We start from the raw sequence: 15291 nt of genomic DNA on the forward strand, positions 1-15291 counted from the left end.
GGAATGTCCGACGCCGCAGCGACGAGGCGCCCGCACGGGCAGCTGGAGTCCGACGTCCTCGCCGTCCTCTGGGAGGCCGACCGGCCGCTCAGTCCGGGCGAGGTCAACGACGCACTCGGCAGCGCCCTCGCCCGCACCACCGTCACCACGATCCTGACCCGGCTCCACGAGAAGGACCTCGTCCACCGCGAGCGGGCCGGTCGCGGCTACGTGTACGCCGCCGCCCAGGACGCCTCAGGCATGGTCGCCTCCCGGATGCACACCGAGCTCAGCAAGGGTGCCGACCGCGACAGCGTGCTGCGGCACTTCGTCTCCGCGCTCGGCCCGGGCGACGAGGCCCTGCTGCGCAGCCTGCTCGCCGACGCCGGCGGCACCCCGGAGCGGGCGTGAACACACCCGCCCTGGCCGCACTCCTGCTGCCCTGGCTCGCCGCTCCCGCCGTCCGGGCGCTCGCCGCCCGGCTCACCCCGCGTTGGGCGGCCCTCGCGGTCGCCTGCTGCGCCGCGCTGCTCGCCGCCGGTACGGCGGTCGGCCTGTCCGTGCTGCTCCTGGCCGGGCTGCTGCACCTGCCGTGGCTGGCCGCCGCCGGACGCCTGCCGCTCGCCTGGCTCGCCGCGACCTCCCCTGCCGCGGTACCGGTGGCCACGGCCGCGGGCCTGCTGCTCGCCGCCGTCGTGACCGCGGCCGGCCGGGCCCTGGCCGTGCAGCGCGCCCAGCTCGCCGCGGCCCGCCGCGCGGTGGCCGGCTTCGCCGTGGAGGACGGCACCGTCGTGGTGCCGGACGCCGCCGCCGAGGCCTTCGCGCTGCCCGGCCGACCGGGGCTGGTCGTCGTGACCTCCGGCATGCTCACCGCCCTGGACGCCCGCGAACGCCACGTCCTGATCGCCCACGAGCGTGCCCACCTGACCGGCCGCCACCACGTCTTCTCCCGCGCCGTCCAGGTCGCGGGCGCGGTACACCCCGCACTGCGCGCACTGCGCGCCCCGCTCGACCTCCACCTGGAGCGCTGGGCCGACGAGGAGGCCGCCCGGGCCGTCGGCGACCGCCCGCTCGCCGCCCGCGCCGTCGCCCGCGGCGCCCTCGCCGCAGCCTCCAGCCGCCGGGCACCGCGCGGGGCCGCCCTCCCCGCCGCCCACACCGGACCGGTCCCGGTCCGCGTCGCCGCGCTGCTGGCCCCCGCCCCGCGGGGCCCCCGGGGCCGCCTCCTCCACCTGGTCGTGGCCGGCCTGCTCGCCGTCGTCGGCACCACCGCCGCCACCGGCCTCGGCTCCGCCTACGACCTCCACGAGTACGTCGAACAGGGCCAGGCCACCACCTCCCCCGCCGCCCCGGCCGGCCGGTGACCGACCCGCTGGACGCGGCCGAGCGACTCGCCCGGCGCGTCCGCGACGCCCTCACCGCGGCGGGCCTGCGGGTGGTCGACCCCGGCCCGGACGAGGAGCCCGCCGGCGGCGGCGCCCAGGTCCGGGTCGACACCTGGAACCGGCACTTCTTCGGCCTGGCACCCGAGGTGGTCGTCACCTGGTGGACGGGCCCGCAGCTGCGGGCCGACACGGTCGCCGCGATGATGCGCAACGACCTCGAACACCCGTCGGCCCGGCGGTCCGGCGGGACGCACGCGGCCATGTGCACGGCCCTCCTCGCCGTCCTGACGAGCGCGGGCTTCACCGTCCGGGAACACGACAACGGCATGGTCCCCTTCAACCTCCACGTCCTCGCCGGCCCCACGGACGGCTGACCTCCCGGGCCAGGGTCAGGCCCCGGGCCCGACTGCCCGCTACCCGTTCCCCGCCCGGGGCGGGCGCGCCCGGTCGCGCAGCACCCGGCGGGCCGCCACCCCGGCGGCGAGGTGGCAGGCCAGACCGACCGGGACGGCGACCAGCGGGACCTTGGTGCCGAGCCACAGGTGGAACCCGAGGCCGCCGGCGACCAGGGCTACCGCCCCGATCCGCAGCGCCCGGTTCGCCCGCAGGGCACCGCCCGTCCGCACGGCGGCCGTCATGCGGACGACCCCGGGTTGACCGCCTGCACGTAGTGGATCCAGGGGCGCAGGTCGCCCGTCCGGACCTCGGTGAAGCCGGCCTGCTCCACCAGCGGCCGCAGCAGGTGGACGGGGTTGTGCTCCATCACCGGCCCGGTGACGGCACCGACCAGGTGGCGGGCGACCTGACCCGTCGGCGGGCGGAAGTCGGCGAGCAGCAGCCGCCCGCCGGGCCGCAGCACGCGGCGCATCTCGGCGACGGCCCGCTCGCGGACGTCCTCGGGCAGGTGGTGGACCATCAGGCTGCTGGCCACCACGTCGAACTCGCCGTCGCCCGCCGGGAGTTCCTCGGCGATGCCGTCGGTGAAGGTGCAGTGGCGGCGGTCGGCGGCGCTGCGCCGGGCGTGGGCGAGGACCTCGGCGGACGGGTCCACGCCGACCGCGCGGCCCGTCGGGGTGACGGCGTCGGCGAGGCGCAGCGTGAGGTAGCCGGTGCCGCAGCCGACGTCCAGGGCGCGGTCCCCGGGCCGGGCGCCGGACAGCTCGGCGAGGCGGGTGTAGACGCGGCGGCGGCGTCCGCCGAAGAACACCGCGCCGAAGGCCTCGTAGGCGCGGGCGTGGCCGATGGTCTGGCCGGCCGTGCGGGAGTCCGCCGTGCCGTGCAGGAAGCGTGCGAGTTCCATGCCGGAACCTTTCTTAGTGGCGACTAAGCAACTTCAACTTAGTCGCCACTAAGTTATCTGGCAAGGGGCCGATAGGATGCCGGTGTGCCCGCCCCCCAGCCCGCCCAGAAGGCCGCCCAGAAGGCCCGGCGCCCGCGCCTGAGCGCGGAGGACCGCCGGGCGTCGATCCTCGACGCCGCCACCGAGGTCTTCTCCGAACTCGGCTACCAGCGCGGCAAGATGTCCGAGGTGGCCCGCCGGGTCGGGGTCAGCGAGCCGGTCGTGTTCCAGAACTTCGGCTCCAAGGCCGCCGTCTTCGCGGCCGTCCTCGACCACGCGGCCGCGCTCATGTCGGACGGACTCCGCTCCTGGGCGGGCCGCTGCCCCACCGTCGGTGCCTGGCTCGCCGAACTCCTCGCCCCCGAGCACCTCGCCCAGGTGCACGCCCGGGGCACCGTCGGCGTGCTCTTCGAGGACGCCATGACCCTCACCAGCGAACCCGAGGTCCTCGAGGCGGCCCGCCGCGGCAATCAGACCCTCGCCCGCACCCTCACCGACCTGCTCGAACAGGGACGCGCCGACGGCAGTCTCCGCCCCGACGTCGCCCCCGCCGCCGGCGCCTGGTGGCTGATCTCCCTGCTCTCGTCGCAGCGCTTCCGCCAGACCGTCGCCCCCGACCCCACGCACACCGAAGCCGCCCTCAGCGCGCTGACCCTGCGGTTGCTGGTGGGCGACTCCCCCACCCCCTGACGGATCGCTCGAAGAACCACGGGGTACGGCCGACCTCCGTGCCGGGTCGGCAACGGCGACCGGGCGTTCCCGTCGGACAGGGGCCGTACCGCCCCCTTGCCGACGCGGTCCGGCGTGACCGCGCGGCCGGGTCGGAGGACGCCTCCGCCGCGGTTCGGAACGTCCTGGAAGCGGCGCCGGACCTCGGCCGGGGCGATGTCCCGGGAGGTGCCCGCGATCTCTCCGGTGTCGAAGAACAGGGCCCAGCTGACGACGGCGTCGCCGGCACGCTGCGCGCCCGGTTCGAGCTCGAAGCCTTCGCAGCTCAGGTCCACCCCCGAGGCAGGCCGGGATCCCCACGTCGTGCTCGACCGCGAATGCCTCCATCTCCGCGGAGAGCTCCGACGGGACGCGGCCGGTCAGCCGGATCCCCTCATGGATGACCTGCGGCCCGGTCAGGCCGTCGACGAGCACGCACGTCAGACCCGCGCCTTCGACGAAGTAGCAGGTCACTGCCGGCCACCGGCCCCGACGGACCCCCTACCGAACGCGACGCGCCACTGGGAGCGGTGCGTCGCCTGCCACGCCCCGATGTCGCGCTGCTCCGCCGTGAAGCCGCACCCCGCCATGACGGCGGCGGCGTCGGCGCGCTCCGTGCCGGAGCTCAGCGGCCCGACGGTCCGGCGGGGGACGCCCCCCCACCGGGCCCGTTCGGAATCGCCCAGCGGTGCCCGGCGGTCAACGCTCACGGCCCGATGATCGCGTACACGGTGCCGATCGGCGCGACCCCTACGGCCCGTCCGCCCCCGCCCGGTGCGGCGGATCCGACGGCCACCACGGGATGCGGCGGGCGAGCAGCGCCCCGAGGGCGAGCCAGCCGGCGGCGAGGAGCCAGCCGCCGAGGACGTCCAGCGGCCAGTGCACGGCGAGGTAGACCCGGCTCAGGCCCACCAGGGCGGCGAGGCCGAGGAGCACGGCGGCCCACCGGCGGCGGGTGGCGGGTGGGCGGCCGGTTGCCGCGAGGTGCCGGCTGATCGCCCAGGCGAGCAGGCCGAAGGCGGTGGCCGAGGTGAAGGTGTGGCCGGACGGGAAGGAGAAGCCGCTCGCCGATACGGCCCATCCGGAGGCCGGGGGGCGGGGCCGGCCGGAGCCGTGCATGACCAGGGTCCGCAGCAGTTGGCCGACACCCAGCCATCCGAGCGGGGCGAGGGCGACGAGCAGTCTCCGCGGTCCGGCCGGGACGCGGCGTGCCGTGAGCAGACCGGCCCCGATCGCCGCCGCGTACGGGACGAGGGCGCTGCCGAAGGACGTGACCAGGGAGGCCGCGATGCGGGCCGCGCCGGGCCGGTGGTCGTCGGACCACTGGACCGCGTCCCGTTCCCAGCCGAACGGTGCCGTGCCGTGGACGGCGAAGAGCACGGCCAGCGCGGTGAATCCGGCCCAGGCTCCGACCAGGACGGCCAGGGCGGTACGGCCACCGCGCCGCGCCGCCGGGGCGTCCGTCCCGGTCGGCTGCTCCCCGCGGGCGGGGCGGGCGGCGGCCCGGTCCGCGTCGGCCACGGCGCTCACCGGCCGCCCTCGGCGCTGCGGCGACCGCCGGCCGGAGGGCCGATGTCCGAACGGCCGACGACCGGACGGCGGACGACCGGACGACCGATGCCCGAACGGTCGGCGCTCGGCACCGGGGAGCCGGGCGCGCCGCAGGCGTCCGGTACCAGGACGGCAGGGGACGACATTCAGGCCACACCTCTCCGGGGGGTGCCGCGGGGACGGCGGACCGCCGCACCTCGTCTACATCAATGTAGACGACAGGCGCGGCCGCCTCGCACCGCCCCGCCCGCCCGTCACAGGTGGACCACCCGGACGGCACCCGCCGGCACCTCCAGCACCCCTTCGACCAGCAGTCCGGTGAGCAGTTCCATGCCGGCGCCGGGCAGCGGCACCTGTGCCCCGCGGTCGCCGTGGTTGATCGCGAGGAGGTGGCGGCCGAGTTCGCCGACCTGTTCCACGACCTCGAGGTCGTGCGGCAGCGCCCGCTCGGGCGGTCCGTCCGCGACCCGGCACAGGGCACGGTCGAGGAGCCGGGGGGCCTCAGCCCGCGGACCGTGCCGGAACAGAAGGCCCGGGGGCCGAAGCACCCCCGGGCCACGGTGGCGGTCAGCACCGGCGGCAGCAGGTTGACGGCGGTGCCCGGGCACTCCTTGCGGCGTGCGTGGACGCCGACCGCGCGCCGACCACGGTCGGCGCCAGGCCGAGGGCCGCCCAGGCGGCGAGGACGGCCGCCTCGTCTTCGACCCCCCACCCTGGCCCGGCAGCGCCGGCTCCGCGGAATCGGACACCGCGTCACCACCGCGATCGACCCCACCGGCAGCTGCCCCGGCCCGGCTTGACACCGCATCGGCTCCCGCCCGGACGGCGACTCGGGGGTCCGGCGGCGACCGGCTCACTCCAGCAGGTCGTCGGCGGTGGTGCCGGGCGGCAGCGGCAGCAGGCCCTTGGCGGCGAAGCCGCGCAGCACGGTCTCCCAGCCGGGGTGGTCCGCGAGCAGGGCGTGCAGTTCGTCGGTGGCGGCGGCGGCCTCACCGCGGGCCATCAGGGCTCCGGCCCGCAGGAAGCGCAGGCCCTGTTCGCCGGGCAGGGAGGCCAGGGCGGTGTCGATCGTCCGGAGGGCGCCGTCCGGGTCGCCGCCGTACAGCGATTCCACGGCCCGGTCGAACCCCCGGTAGGCGTCGGCGGCGGTGAGCAGCCGCGCGAGGTCGCCGAGCGGGTCGGTGGAGCGGTCCGTCCGCAGGTCGACCAGCCGGCCCTGCCAGGGCTCGCCGCGGGTGCCGGACACCACCAGCAGGGCGGCGGACATCCGGCCGCGGGCGTCGCCGCCGGCGGCCTCGGCGGCGCGCAGCGCGGTGAGCAGGCGGTGCGGGAAGGGTCCGCGGGCGGCGGTGTAGGCCTCGGCCATGGCGGGCCAGACCCGGTCGGTGGCGGCCATGTTGGCCTGGACGGCGCAGCCGTCCTCGATGAGGTGGCCGGCGTGGTCGACGCAGAGCGCGCCGGTGCGGGCGGCGAGGGTGCCGTCGGCGGAGACGACGGCGACCTGCCGCATCTCGGCGGCCGGGTCGGTGGCGACGGCGTCGGCGAGGGTGTCCGGGGCGGACATCCCGGCGGCGAGTCCGTCGAGGCAGCGGGGGCCGTGGGAGGTCTCGGTGAAGCCCTGGGTGGCGACCGCCCCGACGCCGGGCCGGGCCCAGGGGACGAGCGTGCCGACGGCGAGTGCCGCCGACTGGACGGCGACGCCGAGCTCGCCGGTCTCGGGGTCGCGCGCCACGATCGAGTACGTCAATGCGGCCTCCCGCCCCCGGGTTGCGCCCATCGCTCAGATCCTCCGCCTTCCGGCCGGAACCCACCAGTGGGCCTTCCGTCCGCCTCGCTTCCGGCTTAGAGTACTGCTTCATGATGAAGGGCGTACATATTCCGAGGGAGCTGTCGGCCGATGCCGACGGCCGGTTCTACGATGCTGGGGTCCGGGCCGCGATGGCGGCGTTCGCGGTGGACGGCGACACCCGGGCCCTGGAGGCGGCGGCGGCGCTGCGCTCCGCCACCCAGGCGGTGGACCGCCTGCGGGCACTGGGCGCGGGCGGCCGCGGGTTGAGCACGGGGGCGCTGGACGTCCTCGTCCGGCTGGCCACGGCAGAGGGGGACGGGGACGGGGCGGGCCTGACCATCGGGGAGCTCGCCCGGTCCGGCGGGGTCAGTTCCCGCAACGTCACCGGCCTGGTCGACACGCTGGAGGGCGACGGGCTGGTGCGGCGGGTCCGGGACACGGCGGACCGGCGGTCGGTCCGGGTGGTCCTGACGGCGGAGGGCCGGGCCTGGCTGGAGGCCTTCCGCGGTCCGACGCAGCGCGCCATGGCCGCCGTCTTCCGGGGCTTCTCGCCGGAGGACCTCGCCGTCTTCCGGCACCTGTGCCTGCGCCTGGTCGACAACCAGCGCCGTCTGGAGGAACACCTGGCCGGCACCCCCGCGGGGCCGCCGACCCCCTGACCCGCCGAGACGACGGGACAGCGGGGCGGCGGATCAGGAGGGGAGGGACCGGGCGAGGCGGAAGCCCACGTCGTCGACGGCGAAGGTGGGGTGGCTGCGGCGGCGGGCGGAGGCGCGGCAGCTCCAGTGCTCGTCGAACCAGCCGCCGCCGCGCAGCACCCGGTAGCTGCCGTAGACCTCGGCGTCGTAGACGTCCCAGCACCAGTCCCAGACGTTGCCGAGCATGTCGTGGAAGCCCCAGGCGTTGGGCCGCTTGCCGCCCACCTCGTGCGGGCGCTCCCCCGAGTTGCCGCGGTACCAGGCGATCTCGTCGAGCGGCCCGTAGTGCGGTCCGTCGGTGCCGGCGCGGCAGGCGTGCTCCCACTCGGCCTCCGTCGGCAGCCGGTAGCCGTCGGCGGAGGCGTCCCGGTCGATGCCCTCGCCGTCCTCGTGCAGCCGGTAGGCGGGCCGCAGCCCCGCGCGGGCGGAGAGGGCGTTGCAGAACCGGACGGCGTCCCACCAGGAGACGCCCTCGACGGGCAGCCGGTCGCCACGGGCCGGGCCCGGCCGCTGCCCGGTGACCTCGGCGTAGAGGGCCCGGGTGACGGGCACGTCGGCGAGCTCGTACGGGGCCGGCCGGACGCTCCAACTGCGCTGCGTGCGCCGGTCGGTGAGCACGACCTCACCGGCGGGGACGGCGATCATCGTGTGGTGCGCGCTCAGGTCCATGATCGACCATCCTAGGGTCGACGACGGCGCCGCGGGCGCTCTCTCCGGTCGCGCCGAGGGCCCGGCAGGGGTGCCCGCCGGGCCCTCGGGATGGTGGCCGGAGTCGGATTCGAACCGACGACCTCTGGGTTATGAGCCCAGCGAGCTACCGAGCTGCTCCATCCGGCGATGGGTGTTCACCGCACCGGCGGGCTCTGGCTGACGGGACATCATTTTCCTTGCGGGGCTGGTGGATCCCCCGTCAGGGGCAGGTGACGACCTGTCCGGCCCAGGAGAGGCCGCCGCCGAAGGCGAGGAGGAGCACGCGGGCGCCGGAGGGCAGTTCGCCGCGCTCGGTGAGCTTGGAGAGGGCGAGCGGCACGGAGGCGGCCGAGGTGTTGCCGGACTCGACGACGTCCTGGGCGATCAGGACGTGCGACGGCAGGTCGAGCTGGCGGACGAGGGCTTCGATGATCCGCAGGTTGGCCTGGTGGGTGACCACGCCGGTGAGCTCGGACGGGGCGATGCCCGCGCGTTCGCAGGCCTCGCGGGCGATGGCGGGCAGTTCGCCGGTGACCCAGCGGAACACCGACTGGCCCTCCTGGGCGAACCGCGGCTGCCAGTCGTCGACGAGCCGGACGGCGCCGCCGCGGGAGGGGTCGGAGCCCCAGGCGACCGGGCCGATGCCGGCGGTGTCGGAGGCGCTGAGCACGGCCGCGCCGGCGCCGTCGCCGAGCAGGACGCAGGTGCTGCGGTCCGTCCAGTCGGTGACGTCGGACATCTTCTCGGCGCCGATGACCAGGGCGTGCCGGGCGGCGCCGGCCCGCAGGCTGTGGTCGGCGGTGGCGAGGGCGGTGCAGAAGCCGGCGCAGCCGTTGTTGAGGTCGAAGGCGACGGCGGAGGGGATCGCGAGCCGGGCTGCGACCTGGGCGGCGGTGGAGGGGCAGCGGTCGATCGCGCTGCAGGTGGCGACGGTGATCAGGCCGATGTCGGCGGGTTCCAGGCCGGCCGCGGCGAGGGCCTTCTCGGCCGCGGCGGCGGCCATGTCGGCGACGGTCTCCTCGGGGGCGGCGATCCGGCGGGTGGCGATGCCGGTGCGGCGGCGGATCCATTCGTCGCTGGTGTCGACCATCGCGGCGAGGTCGTCGTTGGTCAGGACGCGGGCGGGCTGGTAGTGCCCGAGTGCGGTGATGCGACTGCCCTGCATGCCGGTTTCTCCTCGGCTCGGCGACGGTTCCCGGGAATATAGCAACCGATCGGTCGGACGCTAAGCGGGAGGCGGCTGGATACGATGACGGCATGAGTCCACGCAAGTCCGTCGCCGAGGCCCGAAGAACGAGGGACCGCATCCTGGAGCACGGCATTGCGATCGCCTCCGTCGACGGGCTGGACGGGCTGACCATCGGCCGCCTCGCCACCGACCTGGGCATGAGCAAGGCCGGCGTGCTCGGCCACTTCGGCACCAAGGAGGCGCTGCAGCTCGCCGCGCTGGACGGCGCGGCGGCGATCTTCTCCCGCACGGTGTGGGCACCCGCCGAGCACCGGCCGCCCGGCCTGGCCCGACTGCGGGCCGTCTGCGAGGCGTGGATCACCTACCTGGAGACGGACCGGGACACCTTCCCCGGCGGGTGCCTGTTCACCACCGCCGCCGTCGAGTTCGACGCCCGCAGCGGGCCGGTGCGCGACGCGGTCGGGCGGCTGCTGCGGGTCTGGCGCCGCCGGCTGGCCGCGGAGGTGCGCACCGCCGTCGCCGAGGGCGAGCTGCCGGCCGGCACCGACGCGGAGCAGCTCGTCTACGAGCTGGGCGGCCTCTACCTGGCGCTGAACCAGGAGCTCCAGCTCTTCGGCGCCCCCGGCGCCGCCGAGCGCACCCGCCGCGGCCTGGACCGCCTGCTCGGCCCGGGCGCCCCGGCGGACCCGACCCTCACCTCCCGCGCCTCCTGAGCCGGCACCGCCCCGGGCGGCGGCCGGGACGCGGGTACCGGCGGCGGCACGCAGGCCCGGGCCGCCCCCCGCTACCGTGGACGGCATGGATCTTCCCTCCGCCGAACGGACCGTCAGCGACGACCTGGGCACGCCGGTCCGGCTCGGCCCGGTCTCCCGGGTGGTGTCGCTGGTGCCCTCGCTCACCGAGGCGGTCGCCGCGACCCGCCCGGGGCTGCTGGTCGGCGCCACGGACTGGTGCAGCCACCCGGCCGGGCTGGACGTGGCCCGGATCCGCGGCACCAAGAACCCGGACACCGCCCGGATCGCGGCGCTGCGCCCCGACCTGGTGATCGCCAACGAGGAGGAGAACCGCGCCCCCGACCTCGCGGCGCTCCGCGACGCCGGACTCGCCGTCTGGGTCACCCGGGTCCGCACCCTCGACGAGGCCTTCGCCTCGCTCGACCGGCTGCTCACCACCGCCTGCGGCCTGCCCCGGCCCGCCTGGCTCGACGAGGCGCAGCGGGCCTGGCGCGACCTGCCCGTCCCGGCCGGGCCGCCGCGCCGCGCGGTGGTGCCGATCTGGCGGCGGCCGTGGATGGTGCTCGGCCGCGACACCTTCGCCGGCGACCTGCTGCGCCGCCTCGGCGTGCACCAGCTGTACACCGACCACGCCGAGCGCTACCCGGCCGTTCCGCTGGACGAACTGCAGGCCGCGGGAGCGGAGTTGGTGGTCCTGCCGGACGAGCCCTACCGCTTCACGGCGACCGACGGGCCGGAGGCCTTCCCCGGCGTCCCGGCCGCCCTGGTCAGCGGCCGCCACCTCACCTGGTACGGCCCCTCCCTGGCCGAGGCGCCCGCCCTCCTCACCGCCGCTCTCGCCGCCGCGACCCCGTCCTGAGCCGCCGGCGGTCCGCCGGGGGTGTCACCGGGCGCCGGGCGGGCGGTCGAAGACGCAGTCGCCGCAGACCCCGCCGCCCGGCACCCGGTAGTAGAGGCAGCAGGAGCTGCGCCGGAAGGCGAGCGGGCGGTCCGTGGCGGTGACGCTCCCGGCGCCCTCCAGCGGCGGGGTGTCCAGCAGGTCCCGGACGAGTGCCTCGGCTCGGCGCGCGGCCCCGGTGTGCCGGACGGACGGCGCGGCGGCCAGCACCCGGCCGGCGCCGACCAGGGCCGAGGCGGCGTTGCCGTCGAGCAGGCGTTCCGCCACCGGTGCGACCGAACGGACGGCCGCGGCCAGCGGGGCGAGGTTCTCCACCGCCACGGCCTGCCGGAGGCCGTCGGCGAGCGGGCTGTCCGCGGCGGTCGGCCGGTCCGGCAGCCACAGCTCGAAGGTTCCCCGGGCGGGCAGCGTCCCGTGGGCGCGGTCGGGGTGCAGGTCCGGGACGACGCCGCCGAGCGCGGCGACGCCGAGCGCCACCGACCAGAGCCGGGAGGCGAGGCCGAGGTGCACCACCGAGGCCGCCACCCGCGGCTCCCGGGTGCCCATCTGGCGCGCGGCCTGCCCGATCCGCGCGGCGAGCGGCCCGTCGGGCCCCGCGGCGTACAGCTCCCGCAGCGGCCGGAACCCGGCCGGCGGCGCCTGGCCCGTCCGCACCGCGAAGTACGGCCCGACCCGACCGACCGCCGCCCACACCTCGGACACCCCCATCGCCACCTCTCCCTCCCGGCCTGCGCGGCAAGCCAACCAGGGGCCCGGTAGGCCGCGCAATCGGGGTCCGCCGCACCCGGCGGGGACGGCTCCCGCGGCGCATTCGCACACCAGCACGGTCCACGGCGTAAGCTCGTCGGAGAGCGAACGTTCTCCGACACCGCTGGGGGATCCATGGACCAGGCCGAGGCCCGGACGCGCCTGCTGGACGCCGCCGAGCGGCTCTTCTACGAGCGCGGCATCCAGGCCGTCGGCGTGGACCAGATCCGCACCGCCTCGGGCGTCTCGCTCAAGCGGCTGTACCAGGTCTTCCCGTCCAAGTCCGATCTGGTGCTGGCCTACCTGCATCGGCGGGACACCCGCTGGCTGGCCTCCCTCACCGGGTACGCCGACGCCCGGCCGGCGGGCGACGAACGGATCCTGGCGGTCTTCGACTGGCTGCACGCCTGGTTCGGCGAGCCGGACTTCCGCGGCTGCGCCTTCGTCAACGCCTTCGGCGAACTCGGCGCGACCGACCCGGCGGCCGCCGAGGCCGTCCGGGCCCACAAGGGCGCGCTGCGCGACTACCTCGGCGGGCTGCTGCGGCTGGCCGGTCGGCCGCGGTCCCTGCTCGACCCGGTGTTCCTGCTGGCCGAGGGCGCCATGACGACCGCCGCGATCACCGGCTCCCCCGAGGTGGCCCTGCGGGCCCGCGACGCGGCGGCCGCGCTGCTGGCGTCCGCCGCACCGGCCGCCGCCTGACGCCCCGACGGGGAGCGCCTCAGAGCCCCAGCTCGCTCAGACCGGGGTGGTCGTCGGGCCGGCGGCCGAGCGGCCAGCGGTACTTGCGGTCGGCCTCCGCGATCGGCAGGTCGTTGATGCTGGCGTGGCGCACCCGCATCAGCCCGTCCTCGTCGAACTCCCAGTTCTCGTTGCCGTACGAGCGGTACCACCGGCCCGAGTCGTCGTGCCACTCGTAGGCGAACCGCACCGCGATGCGCCGCTCCCCGTACGCCCACAGCTCCTTGACGAGGCGGTACTCGTGCTCGCGTGCCCACTTGCGGGTCAGGAACGCGACGATCTCGTCGCGGCCGGTGGCGAACTCGGAGCGGTTCCGCCAGCGCGAGTCGACGGTGTAGGCGAGGGCGACCCGCTCGGGGTCACGGGTGTTCCAGCCGTCCTCGGCGAGGCGGACCTTCTCGATCGCGCTCTGCTCGGTGAACGGCGGCAGGGGCGGGCGCTTGCTCATGGGATCCTCCGGCCACGCGGGCTCGTCCAGTCGAGAGAACGATCGTTCTCCCGATGGCCCCACCCTAGGAGAACGATCGCTCTCCCGCAAACGCGGGCCTGCCGTCACCCGCCCGACGGGCGCCCGCCGGGACGGCTGCGCGGTGTTGTCCGCGGCCGGCACCGCCGCCGCGCACACGTGCTCGCGGTACGGGTCCGCGAGCCGCGGGTGGACCCGTGCAGGGAAGTGCCCGCGGGACTCGGCGGGCAGGATCGTCGGATCCGTCCGGCAGACCCTGTCGGCGGCCGGTTCCCGCCGCGGACACACCGGCCCGCCGACGGAACCACTCCGATGCCGGACACCGGGACGGCGTGATCCGGCCGGCTGACCTAGGGTCGGACTGCAAGCGGCCGAACGGGTGCACGCGCCCGGCGGTCCGTTCCGCTCCGCACTCCTCGGAAGGCAGTCGACCATGCCTACGACGTCCGAAACGCCCGTCCTGGACACCCTCGCCGCGATGACGATCGACTCGATCGAGCGGTGCGGGATGAGCGAGGACATGCTCATCCTCACCCGGATCGCCGCGCTCGCCGCCATGGACGCACCGACGATCTCCTACCTCGCCCACCTCGGTCCGGCCGTCGAGGCCAATGTGACCGCGAGCCAGCTGCAGGACGTCCTGGTGGCCATCGCCCCGATCGTGGGGACGGCCCGGGTGATGTCCGCCGCCGGGCACATCACCGAGGCCCTCGGCGTCGCCATCGCCGTGGCAGACGCCGAGATCCAGGCCCAGGTGAACGGCCAGTAGTCCGCCGCGACCCCGCGCAGCAACGCGCCGACCGGCGCTCCCCCGCAGGGAGCGCCGGTCGGCGCGTGGTTTCCGGAGCCGCCCCGCGGACTACTTCGCCGCGGCGGCCTCCAGCAGGACGTCCACCAGGCGCTCGGCGGCGTCGGGGCGGCCCTGGGCGCGGGCCCGGTGCGCCATCTCGGCGCGGCGCGAGGGGTCGGACAGCAGCGGCGCGACGGCCCGGCACAGGCCGTCCGCGGTGACCTCGCCGAGCAGCGCCACGGCCGCGCCGGAGTCCTGCAGGTGACCGGCGTTGTGGGCCTGCTCGTTGCCGGCCGAGGAGGCCATCGGAACGAGCACGGAGGCCTTGCCGAGGGCGGTGAGTTCGGCGATCGTCCCGGCGCCGCTGCGGGAGACGACCACGTCCGCCAGCGCCAGCACGTCCGGGAGTTCGGGGCCGACGAAGGGCGTGACCAGGTAGCGGGCGGCGAGGTGCGGGGGCAGGGCGGCGGCCCGGGCCCGCAGGCCGTCGGCGTGCGCGGCGCCGCACTGGTGCACGACGTTGGCGCCGGTCAGCAGCCAGGGCAGCGCTTCCTCGACCAGGCCGTTGATCTGCAGCGAGCCCTGGGCGCCGCCGGTCACGTACACGGTGGGCAGGTGCGGGTCGAAGCCGTACAGGCCGAGCGCCTCGACGGCCTTGGCGGGGACGCCGTGGAACACCTCGGGGCGGACCGGATTGCCCGTCACCACGGCCCGGGCGCGGGCGCCCTCGGGCAGCAGCGGCACGGTGGACTCGGAGGAGACCGCGAAGCGTGCGGCGATCCGGGCGAGCATCCGGTTGGCCAGGCCGAGGCGGACGGTCTGCTCGTGGACGACCAGGGGCGCACCGCACCGGCCGGCGGCGCGGCCGACCGGGACGGCGACGTAGCCGCCGGTGGCGAGCACCACGTCGGGGGCGAAGTCGGCGACCACCTTGCGGGCCTGCAGGATGCCGCGGACGACCCGGAACATGTCACGGACGTTGGCGGGCGAGGCCATCTTCAGCGGGTTCGAGGAGCGGCGGATCTTGCCGGTGGCCACCGTGGCGAACGGGATGCCCTCGTTCGCGGCGACCCGGGCCTCCAGGCCCTCGGCGGTGCCGACCCAGAGCACCTCCAGCCCCCGCCCGGCGGCGCCGAGCCGGGCGCGGAGCGTCCGCACGGCGGTCAGCGCGGGGTAGGTGTGGCCGCCCGTCCCACCGCCGGTGACGAGCAGTCGGAACGGCCTCGCGGCGGCGGGCTGGTGGTGGTGGTCGGCACGGTGCAAGGACGCTCCCGGGTGACGGCGTTCGGCCCGGACTCGGCTGCGCCGGAGGGCAGTTGGACAATCAGGACGATATCAGCCCAATCACCGCAGCTCCCGGCCGGGGACCCCGGCTACGGGGACGCCCGAGCGGCACCCGCGGTTCCACCGACCGGAATCCGCTGTCGGCCCGCGGCGCGACTGCGGAACGTGGAGCGCAACACGGCGGTGAGCGACGGCCGGACGCTGTCGGCCGACTCGCTCGCTGTGCTGGCGAAGCACCGCTGGCAGCGGAACTTCTGCTCCTGAGGGCTCCGGCCGACCGGCGGACTCCGCCGCGGGCCGCGG

General features: G+C 76.3%; 20 protein-coding genes, 1 tRNA gene and 1 pseudogene. 10 read left to right on the forward strand and 12 right to left on the reverse strand.

Annotated features, from left to right (window positions below; translation table 11 throughout):
• Positions 1-3 precede the first annotated feature (3 nt).
• Genes AB0442_RS24740 through AB0442_RS24750 form a run of 3 tightly spaced genes read left to right on the forward strand, consistent with a single transcriptional unit; the run spans position 4 to position 1738 of the window.
• Entirely contained in the window at positions 4-390 is a 387-nt protein-coding gene (locus AB0442_RS24740; protein WP_344628152.1) for a BlaI/MecI/CopY family transcriptional regulator, read from the forward strand.
• Positions 387-1343 (forward strand): M56 family metallopeptidase, encoded by a 957-nt coding sequence (locus AB0442_RS24745; protein WP_366165388.1) that lies wholly within the window; start codon positions 387-389, stop codon positions 1341-1343. The genes AB0442_RS24740 and AB0442_RS24745 overlap by 4 nt, the downstream gene beginning before the upstream one ends.
• Positions 1340-1738 (forward strand): hypothetical protein, encoded by a 399-nt coding sequence (locus tag AB0442_RS24750; protein ID WP_366165389.1) that lies wholly within the window; start codon positions 1340-1342, stop codon positions 1736-1738. Before AB0442_RS24745 ends, AB0442_RS24750 begins: the two co-directional genes overlap by 4 nt.
• Before the next feature lie 39 nt (positions 1739-1777).
• Here AB0442_RS24750 and AB0442_RS24755 read toward each other — a convergent pair whose 3' ends face one another.
• On the reverse strand, positions 1778-2002 hold the full coding sequence (locus tag AB0442_RS24755) for a hypothetical protein (RefSeq protein ID WP_366165390.1): 225 nt from the start codon (positions 2000-2002) through the stop codon (positions 1778-1780).
• On the reverse strand, positions 1999-2664 hold the full coding sequence (locus AB0442_RS24760; RefSeq protein WP_366165391.1) for a methyltransferase domain-containing protein: 666 nt from the start codon (positions 2662-2664) through the stop codon (positions 1999-2001). The genes AB0442_RS24755 and AB0442_RS24760 overlap by 4 nt, the downstream gene beginning before the upstream one ends.
• 84 nt (positions 2665-2748) lie before the next feature.
• Between AB0442_RS24760 and AB0442_RS24765 the strand changes: the two genes are divergently transcribed.
• Complete coding sequence (locus tag AB0442_RS24765; protein WP_366165392.1) at positions 2749-3393, forward strand: TetR/AcrR family transcriptional regulator; 645 nt, start codon at positions 2749-2751, stop codon at positions 3391-3393.
• A gap of 768 nt (positions 3394-4161) precedes the next feature.
• Here the strand turns inward: AB0442_RS24765 and AB0442_RS24770 are convergent.
• The 4 genes from AB0442_RS24770 to AB0442_RS24785 form a co-directional block, all read right to left on the reverse strand.
• The gene (locus AB0442_RS24770; protein WP_366165394.1) at positions 4162-4941 is read right to left on the reverse strand and encodes a phosphatase PAP2 family protein; all 780 of its coding nucleotides are present in this window, start codon (positions 4939-4941) and stop codon (positions 4162-4164) included.
• The gene (locus AB0442_RS24775) at positions 4938-5108 is read right to left on the reverse strand and encodes a hypothetical protein (protein WP_366165396.1); all 171 of its coding nucleotides are present in this window, start codon (positions 5106-5108) and stop codon (positions 4938-4940) included. Before AB0442_RS24775 ends, AB0442_RS24770 begins: the two co-directional genes overlap by 4 nt.
• A gap of 108 nt (positions 5109-5216) precedes the next feature.
• Complete coding sequence (locus AB0442_RS24780) at positions 5217-5381, reverse strand: Beta-galactosidase C-terminal domain (protein ID WP_366165398.1); 165 nt, start codon at positions 5379-5381, stop codon at positions 5217-5219.
• Between the two features lie 434 nt (positions 5382-5815).
• On the reverse strand, positions 5816-6739 hold the full coding sequence (locus AB0442_RS24785) for a DUF1028 domain-containing protein (RefSeq protein ID WP_366165400.1): 924 nt from the start codon (positions 6737-6739) through the stop codon (positions 5816-5818).
• Positions 6740-6819: 80 nt separating this feature from the next.
• Here AB0442_RS24785 and AB0442_RS24790 point away from each other — a divergent pair, with 80 nt between their 5' ends.
• On the forward strand, positions 6820-7410 hold the full coding sequence (locus AB0442_RS24790) for a MarR family transcriptional regulator (RefSeq protein WP_366165402.1): 591 nt from the start codon (positions 6820-6822) through the stop codon (positions 7408-7410).
• A 33-nt stretch (positions 7411-7443) separates the two neighbouring features.
• On the opposite strand, the gene AB0442_RS24795 is transcribed toward AB0442_RS24790, so the two are convergent.
• From AB0442_RS24795 to AB0442_RS24805, 3 genes are all read right to left on the reverse strand, one after another.
• Positions 7444-8118, reverse strand: coding sequence for an SUMF1/EgtB/PvdO family nonheme iron enzyme (locus tag AB0442_RS24795; protein ID WP_366165403.1), 675 nt, complete (start codon positions 8116-8118; stop codon positions 7444-7446).
• Positions 8119-8209: 91 nt separating this feature from the next.
• A tRNA-Met gene (locus tag AB0442_RS24800) sits at positions 8210-8286 on the reverse strand.
• A 73-nt stretch (positions 8287-8359) separates the two neighbouring features.
• Complete coding sequence (locus tag AB0442_RS24805; protein ID WP_363544120.1) at positions 8360-9304, reverse strand: beta-ketoacyl-ACP synthase III; 945 nt, start codon at positions 9302-9304, stop codon at positions 8360-8362.
• Positions 9305-9396: 92 nt separating this feature from the next.
• Between AB0442_RS24805 and AB0442_RS24810 the strand changes: the two genes are divergently transcribed.
• Together AB0442_RS24810 and AB0442_RS24815 are read left to right on the forward strand one after the other, a co-directional pair.
• Positions 9397-10041 carry a TetR/AcrR family transcriptional regulator gene (locus tag AB0442_RS24810; protein ID WP_363544118.1) on the forward strand — a complete coding sequence of 215 codons (645 nt, stop codon included), beginning with the start codon at positions 9397-9399 and terminating at the stop codon, positions 10039-10041.
• Between the two features lie 85 nt (positions 10042-10126).
• The gene (locus AB0442_RS24815; RefSeq protein WP_366165405.1) at positions 10127-10921 is read left to right on the forward strand and encodes a helical backbone metal receptor; all 795 of its coding nucleotides are present in this window, start codon (positions 10127-10129) and stop codon (positions 10919-10921) included.
• 24 nt (positions 10922-10945) lie between these two features.
• Here the strand turns inward: AB0442_RS24815 and AB0442_RS24820 are convergent, their stop codons facing one another.
• Positions 10946-11668, reverse strand: coding sequence for a (2Fe-2S)-binding protein (locus AB0442_RS24820; protein WP_366165407.1), 723 nt, complete (start codon positions 11666-11668; stop codon positions 10946-10948).
• A gap of 174 nt (positions 11669-11842) precedes the next feature.
• Here AB0442_RS24820 and AB0442_RS24825 point away from each other — a divergent pair, with 174 nt between their 5' ends.
• Positions 11843-12409 carry a TetR/AcrR family transcriptional regulator gene (locus AB0442_RS24825; RefSeq protein ID WP_366165409.1) on the forward strand — a complete coding sequence of 189 codons (567 nt, stop codon included), beginning with the start codon at positions 11843-11845 and terminating at the stop codon, positions 12407-12409.
• Between the two features lie 19 nt (positions 12410-12428).
• On the opposite strand, the gene AB0442_RS24830 is transcribed toward AB0442_RS24825, so the two are convergent.
• On the reverse strand, positions 12429-12896 hold the full coding sequence (locus tag AB0442_RS24830; RefSeq protein ID WP_344626994.1) for a nuclear transport factor 2 family protein: 468 nt from the start codon (positions 12894-12896) through the stop codon (positions 12429-12431).
• A 451-nt stretch (positions 12897-13347) separates the two neighbouring features.
• Here AB0442_RS24830 and AB0442_RS24835 point away from each other — a divergent pair, with 451 nt between their 5' ends.
• Entirely contained in the window at positions 13348-13683 is a 336-nt protein-coding gene (locus AB0442_RS24835; RefSeq protein ID WP_363550294.1) for a carboxymuconolactone decarboxylase, read from the forward strand.
• A 90-nt stretch (positions 13684-13773) separates the two neighbouring features.
• On the opposite strand, the gene AB0442_RS24840 is transcribed toward AB0442_RS24835, so the two are convergent.
• Complete coding sequence (locus tag AB0442_RS24840; protein WP_366165412.1) at positions 13774-14967, reverse strand: UDP-N-acetylglucosamine--N-acetylmuramyl-(pentapeptide) pyrophosphoryl-undecaprenol N-acetylglucosamine transferase; 1194 nt, start codon at positions 14965-14967, stop codon at positions 13774-13776.
• A 177-nt stretch (positions 14968-15144) separates the two neighbouring features.
• On the opposite strand from AB0442_RS24840, the pseudogene AB0442_RS24845 reads away from it, so the two are divergent.
• Positions 15145-15252 (forward strand): annotated as a pseudogene (locus AB0442_RS24845) (aldo/keto reductase); the annotation flags it as partial.
• Positions 15253-15291 lie beyond the last annotated feature (39 nt).

The organism is Kitasatospora sp. NPDC085895, from assembly GCF_040702125.1.
Taxonomy (GTDB): Bacteria; Actinomycetota; Actinomycetes; order Streptomycetales; family Streptomycetaceae; genus Kitasatospora; species Kitasatospora arboriphila.

Coding starts and splice junctions, on each gene's coding strand:
- AB0442_RS24755 (WP_366165390.1), bottom strand. CDS start 2,002: ATGACGGCCGCCGTGCGGACGGGCGGTGCCCTGCGGGCGAACCGGGCG.
- AB0442_RS24805 (WP_363544120.1), bottom strand. CDS start 9,304: ATGCAGGGCAGTCGCATCACCGCACTCGGGCACTACCAGCCCGCCCGC.
- AB0442_RS24795 (WP_366165403.1), bottom strand. CDS start 8,118: ATGGACCTGAGCGCGCACCACACGATGATCGCCGTCCCCGCCGGTGAG.
- AB0442_RS24760 (WP_366165391.1), bottom strand. CDS start 2,664: ATGGAACTCGCACGCTTCCTGCACGGCACGGCGGACTCCCGCACGGCC.
- AB0442_RS24830 (WP_344626994.1), bottom strand. CDS start 12,896: ATGAGCAAGCGCCCGCCCCTGCCGCCGTTCACCGAGCAGAGCGCGATC.
- AB0442_RS24785 (WP_366165400.1), bottom strand. CDS start 6,739: ATGGGCGCAACCCGGGGGCGGGAGGCCGCATTGACGTACTCGATCGTG.
- AB0442_RS24810 (WP_363544118.1), top strand. CDS start 9,397: ATGAGTCCACGCAAGTCCGTCGCCGAGGCCCGAAGAACGAGGGACCGC.
- AB0442_RS24740 (WP_344628152.1), top strand. CDS start 4: ATGTCCGACGCCGCAGCGACGAGGCGCCCGCACGGGCAGCTGGAGTCC.
- AB0442_RS24815 (WP_366165405.1), top strand. CDS start 10,127: ATGGATCTTCCCTCCGCCGAACGGACCGTCAGCGACGACCTGGGCACG.
- AB0442_RS24835 (WP_363550294.1), top strand. CDS start 13,348: ATGCCTACGACGTCCGAAACGCCCGTCCTGGACACCCTCGCCGCGATG.
- AB0442_RS24820 (WP_366165407.1), bottom strand. CDS start 11,668: ATGGGGGTGTCCGAGGTGTGGGCGGCGGTCGGTCGGGTCGGGCCGTAC.
- AB0442_RS24775 (WP_366165396.1), bottom strand. CDS start 5,108: ATGTCGTCCCCTGCCGTCCTGGTACCGGACGCCTGCGGCGCGCCCGGC.
- AB0442_RS24790 (WP_366165402.1), top strand. CDS start 6,820: ATGATGAAGGGCGTACATATTCCGAGGGAGCTGTCGGCCGATGCCGAC.
- AB0442_RS24825 (WP_366165409.1), top strand. CDS start 11,843: ATGGACCAGGCCGAGGCCCGGACGCGCCTGCTGGACGCCGCCGAGCGG.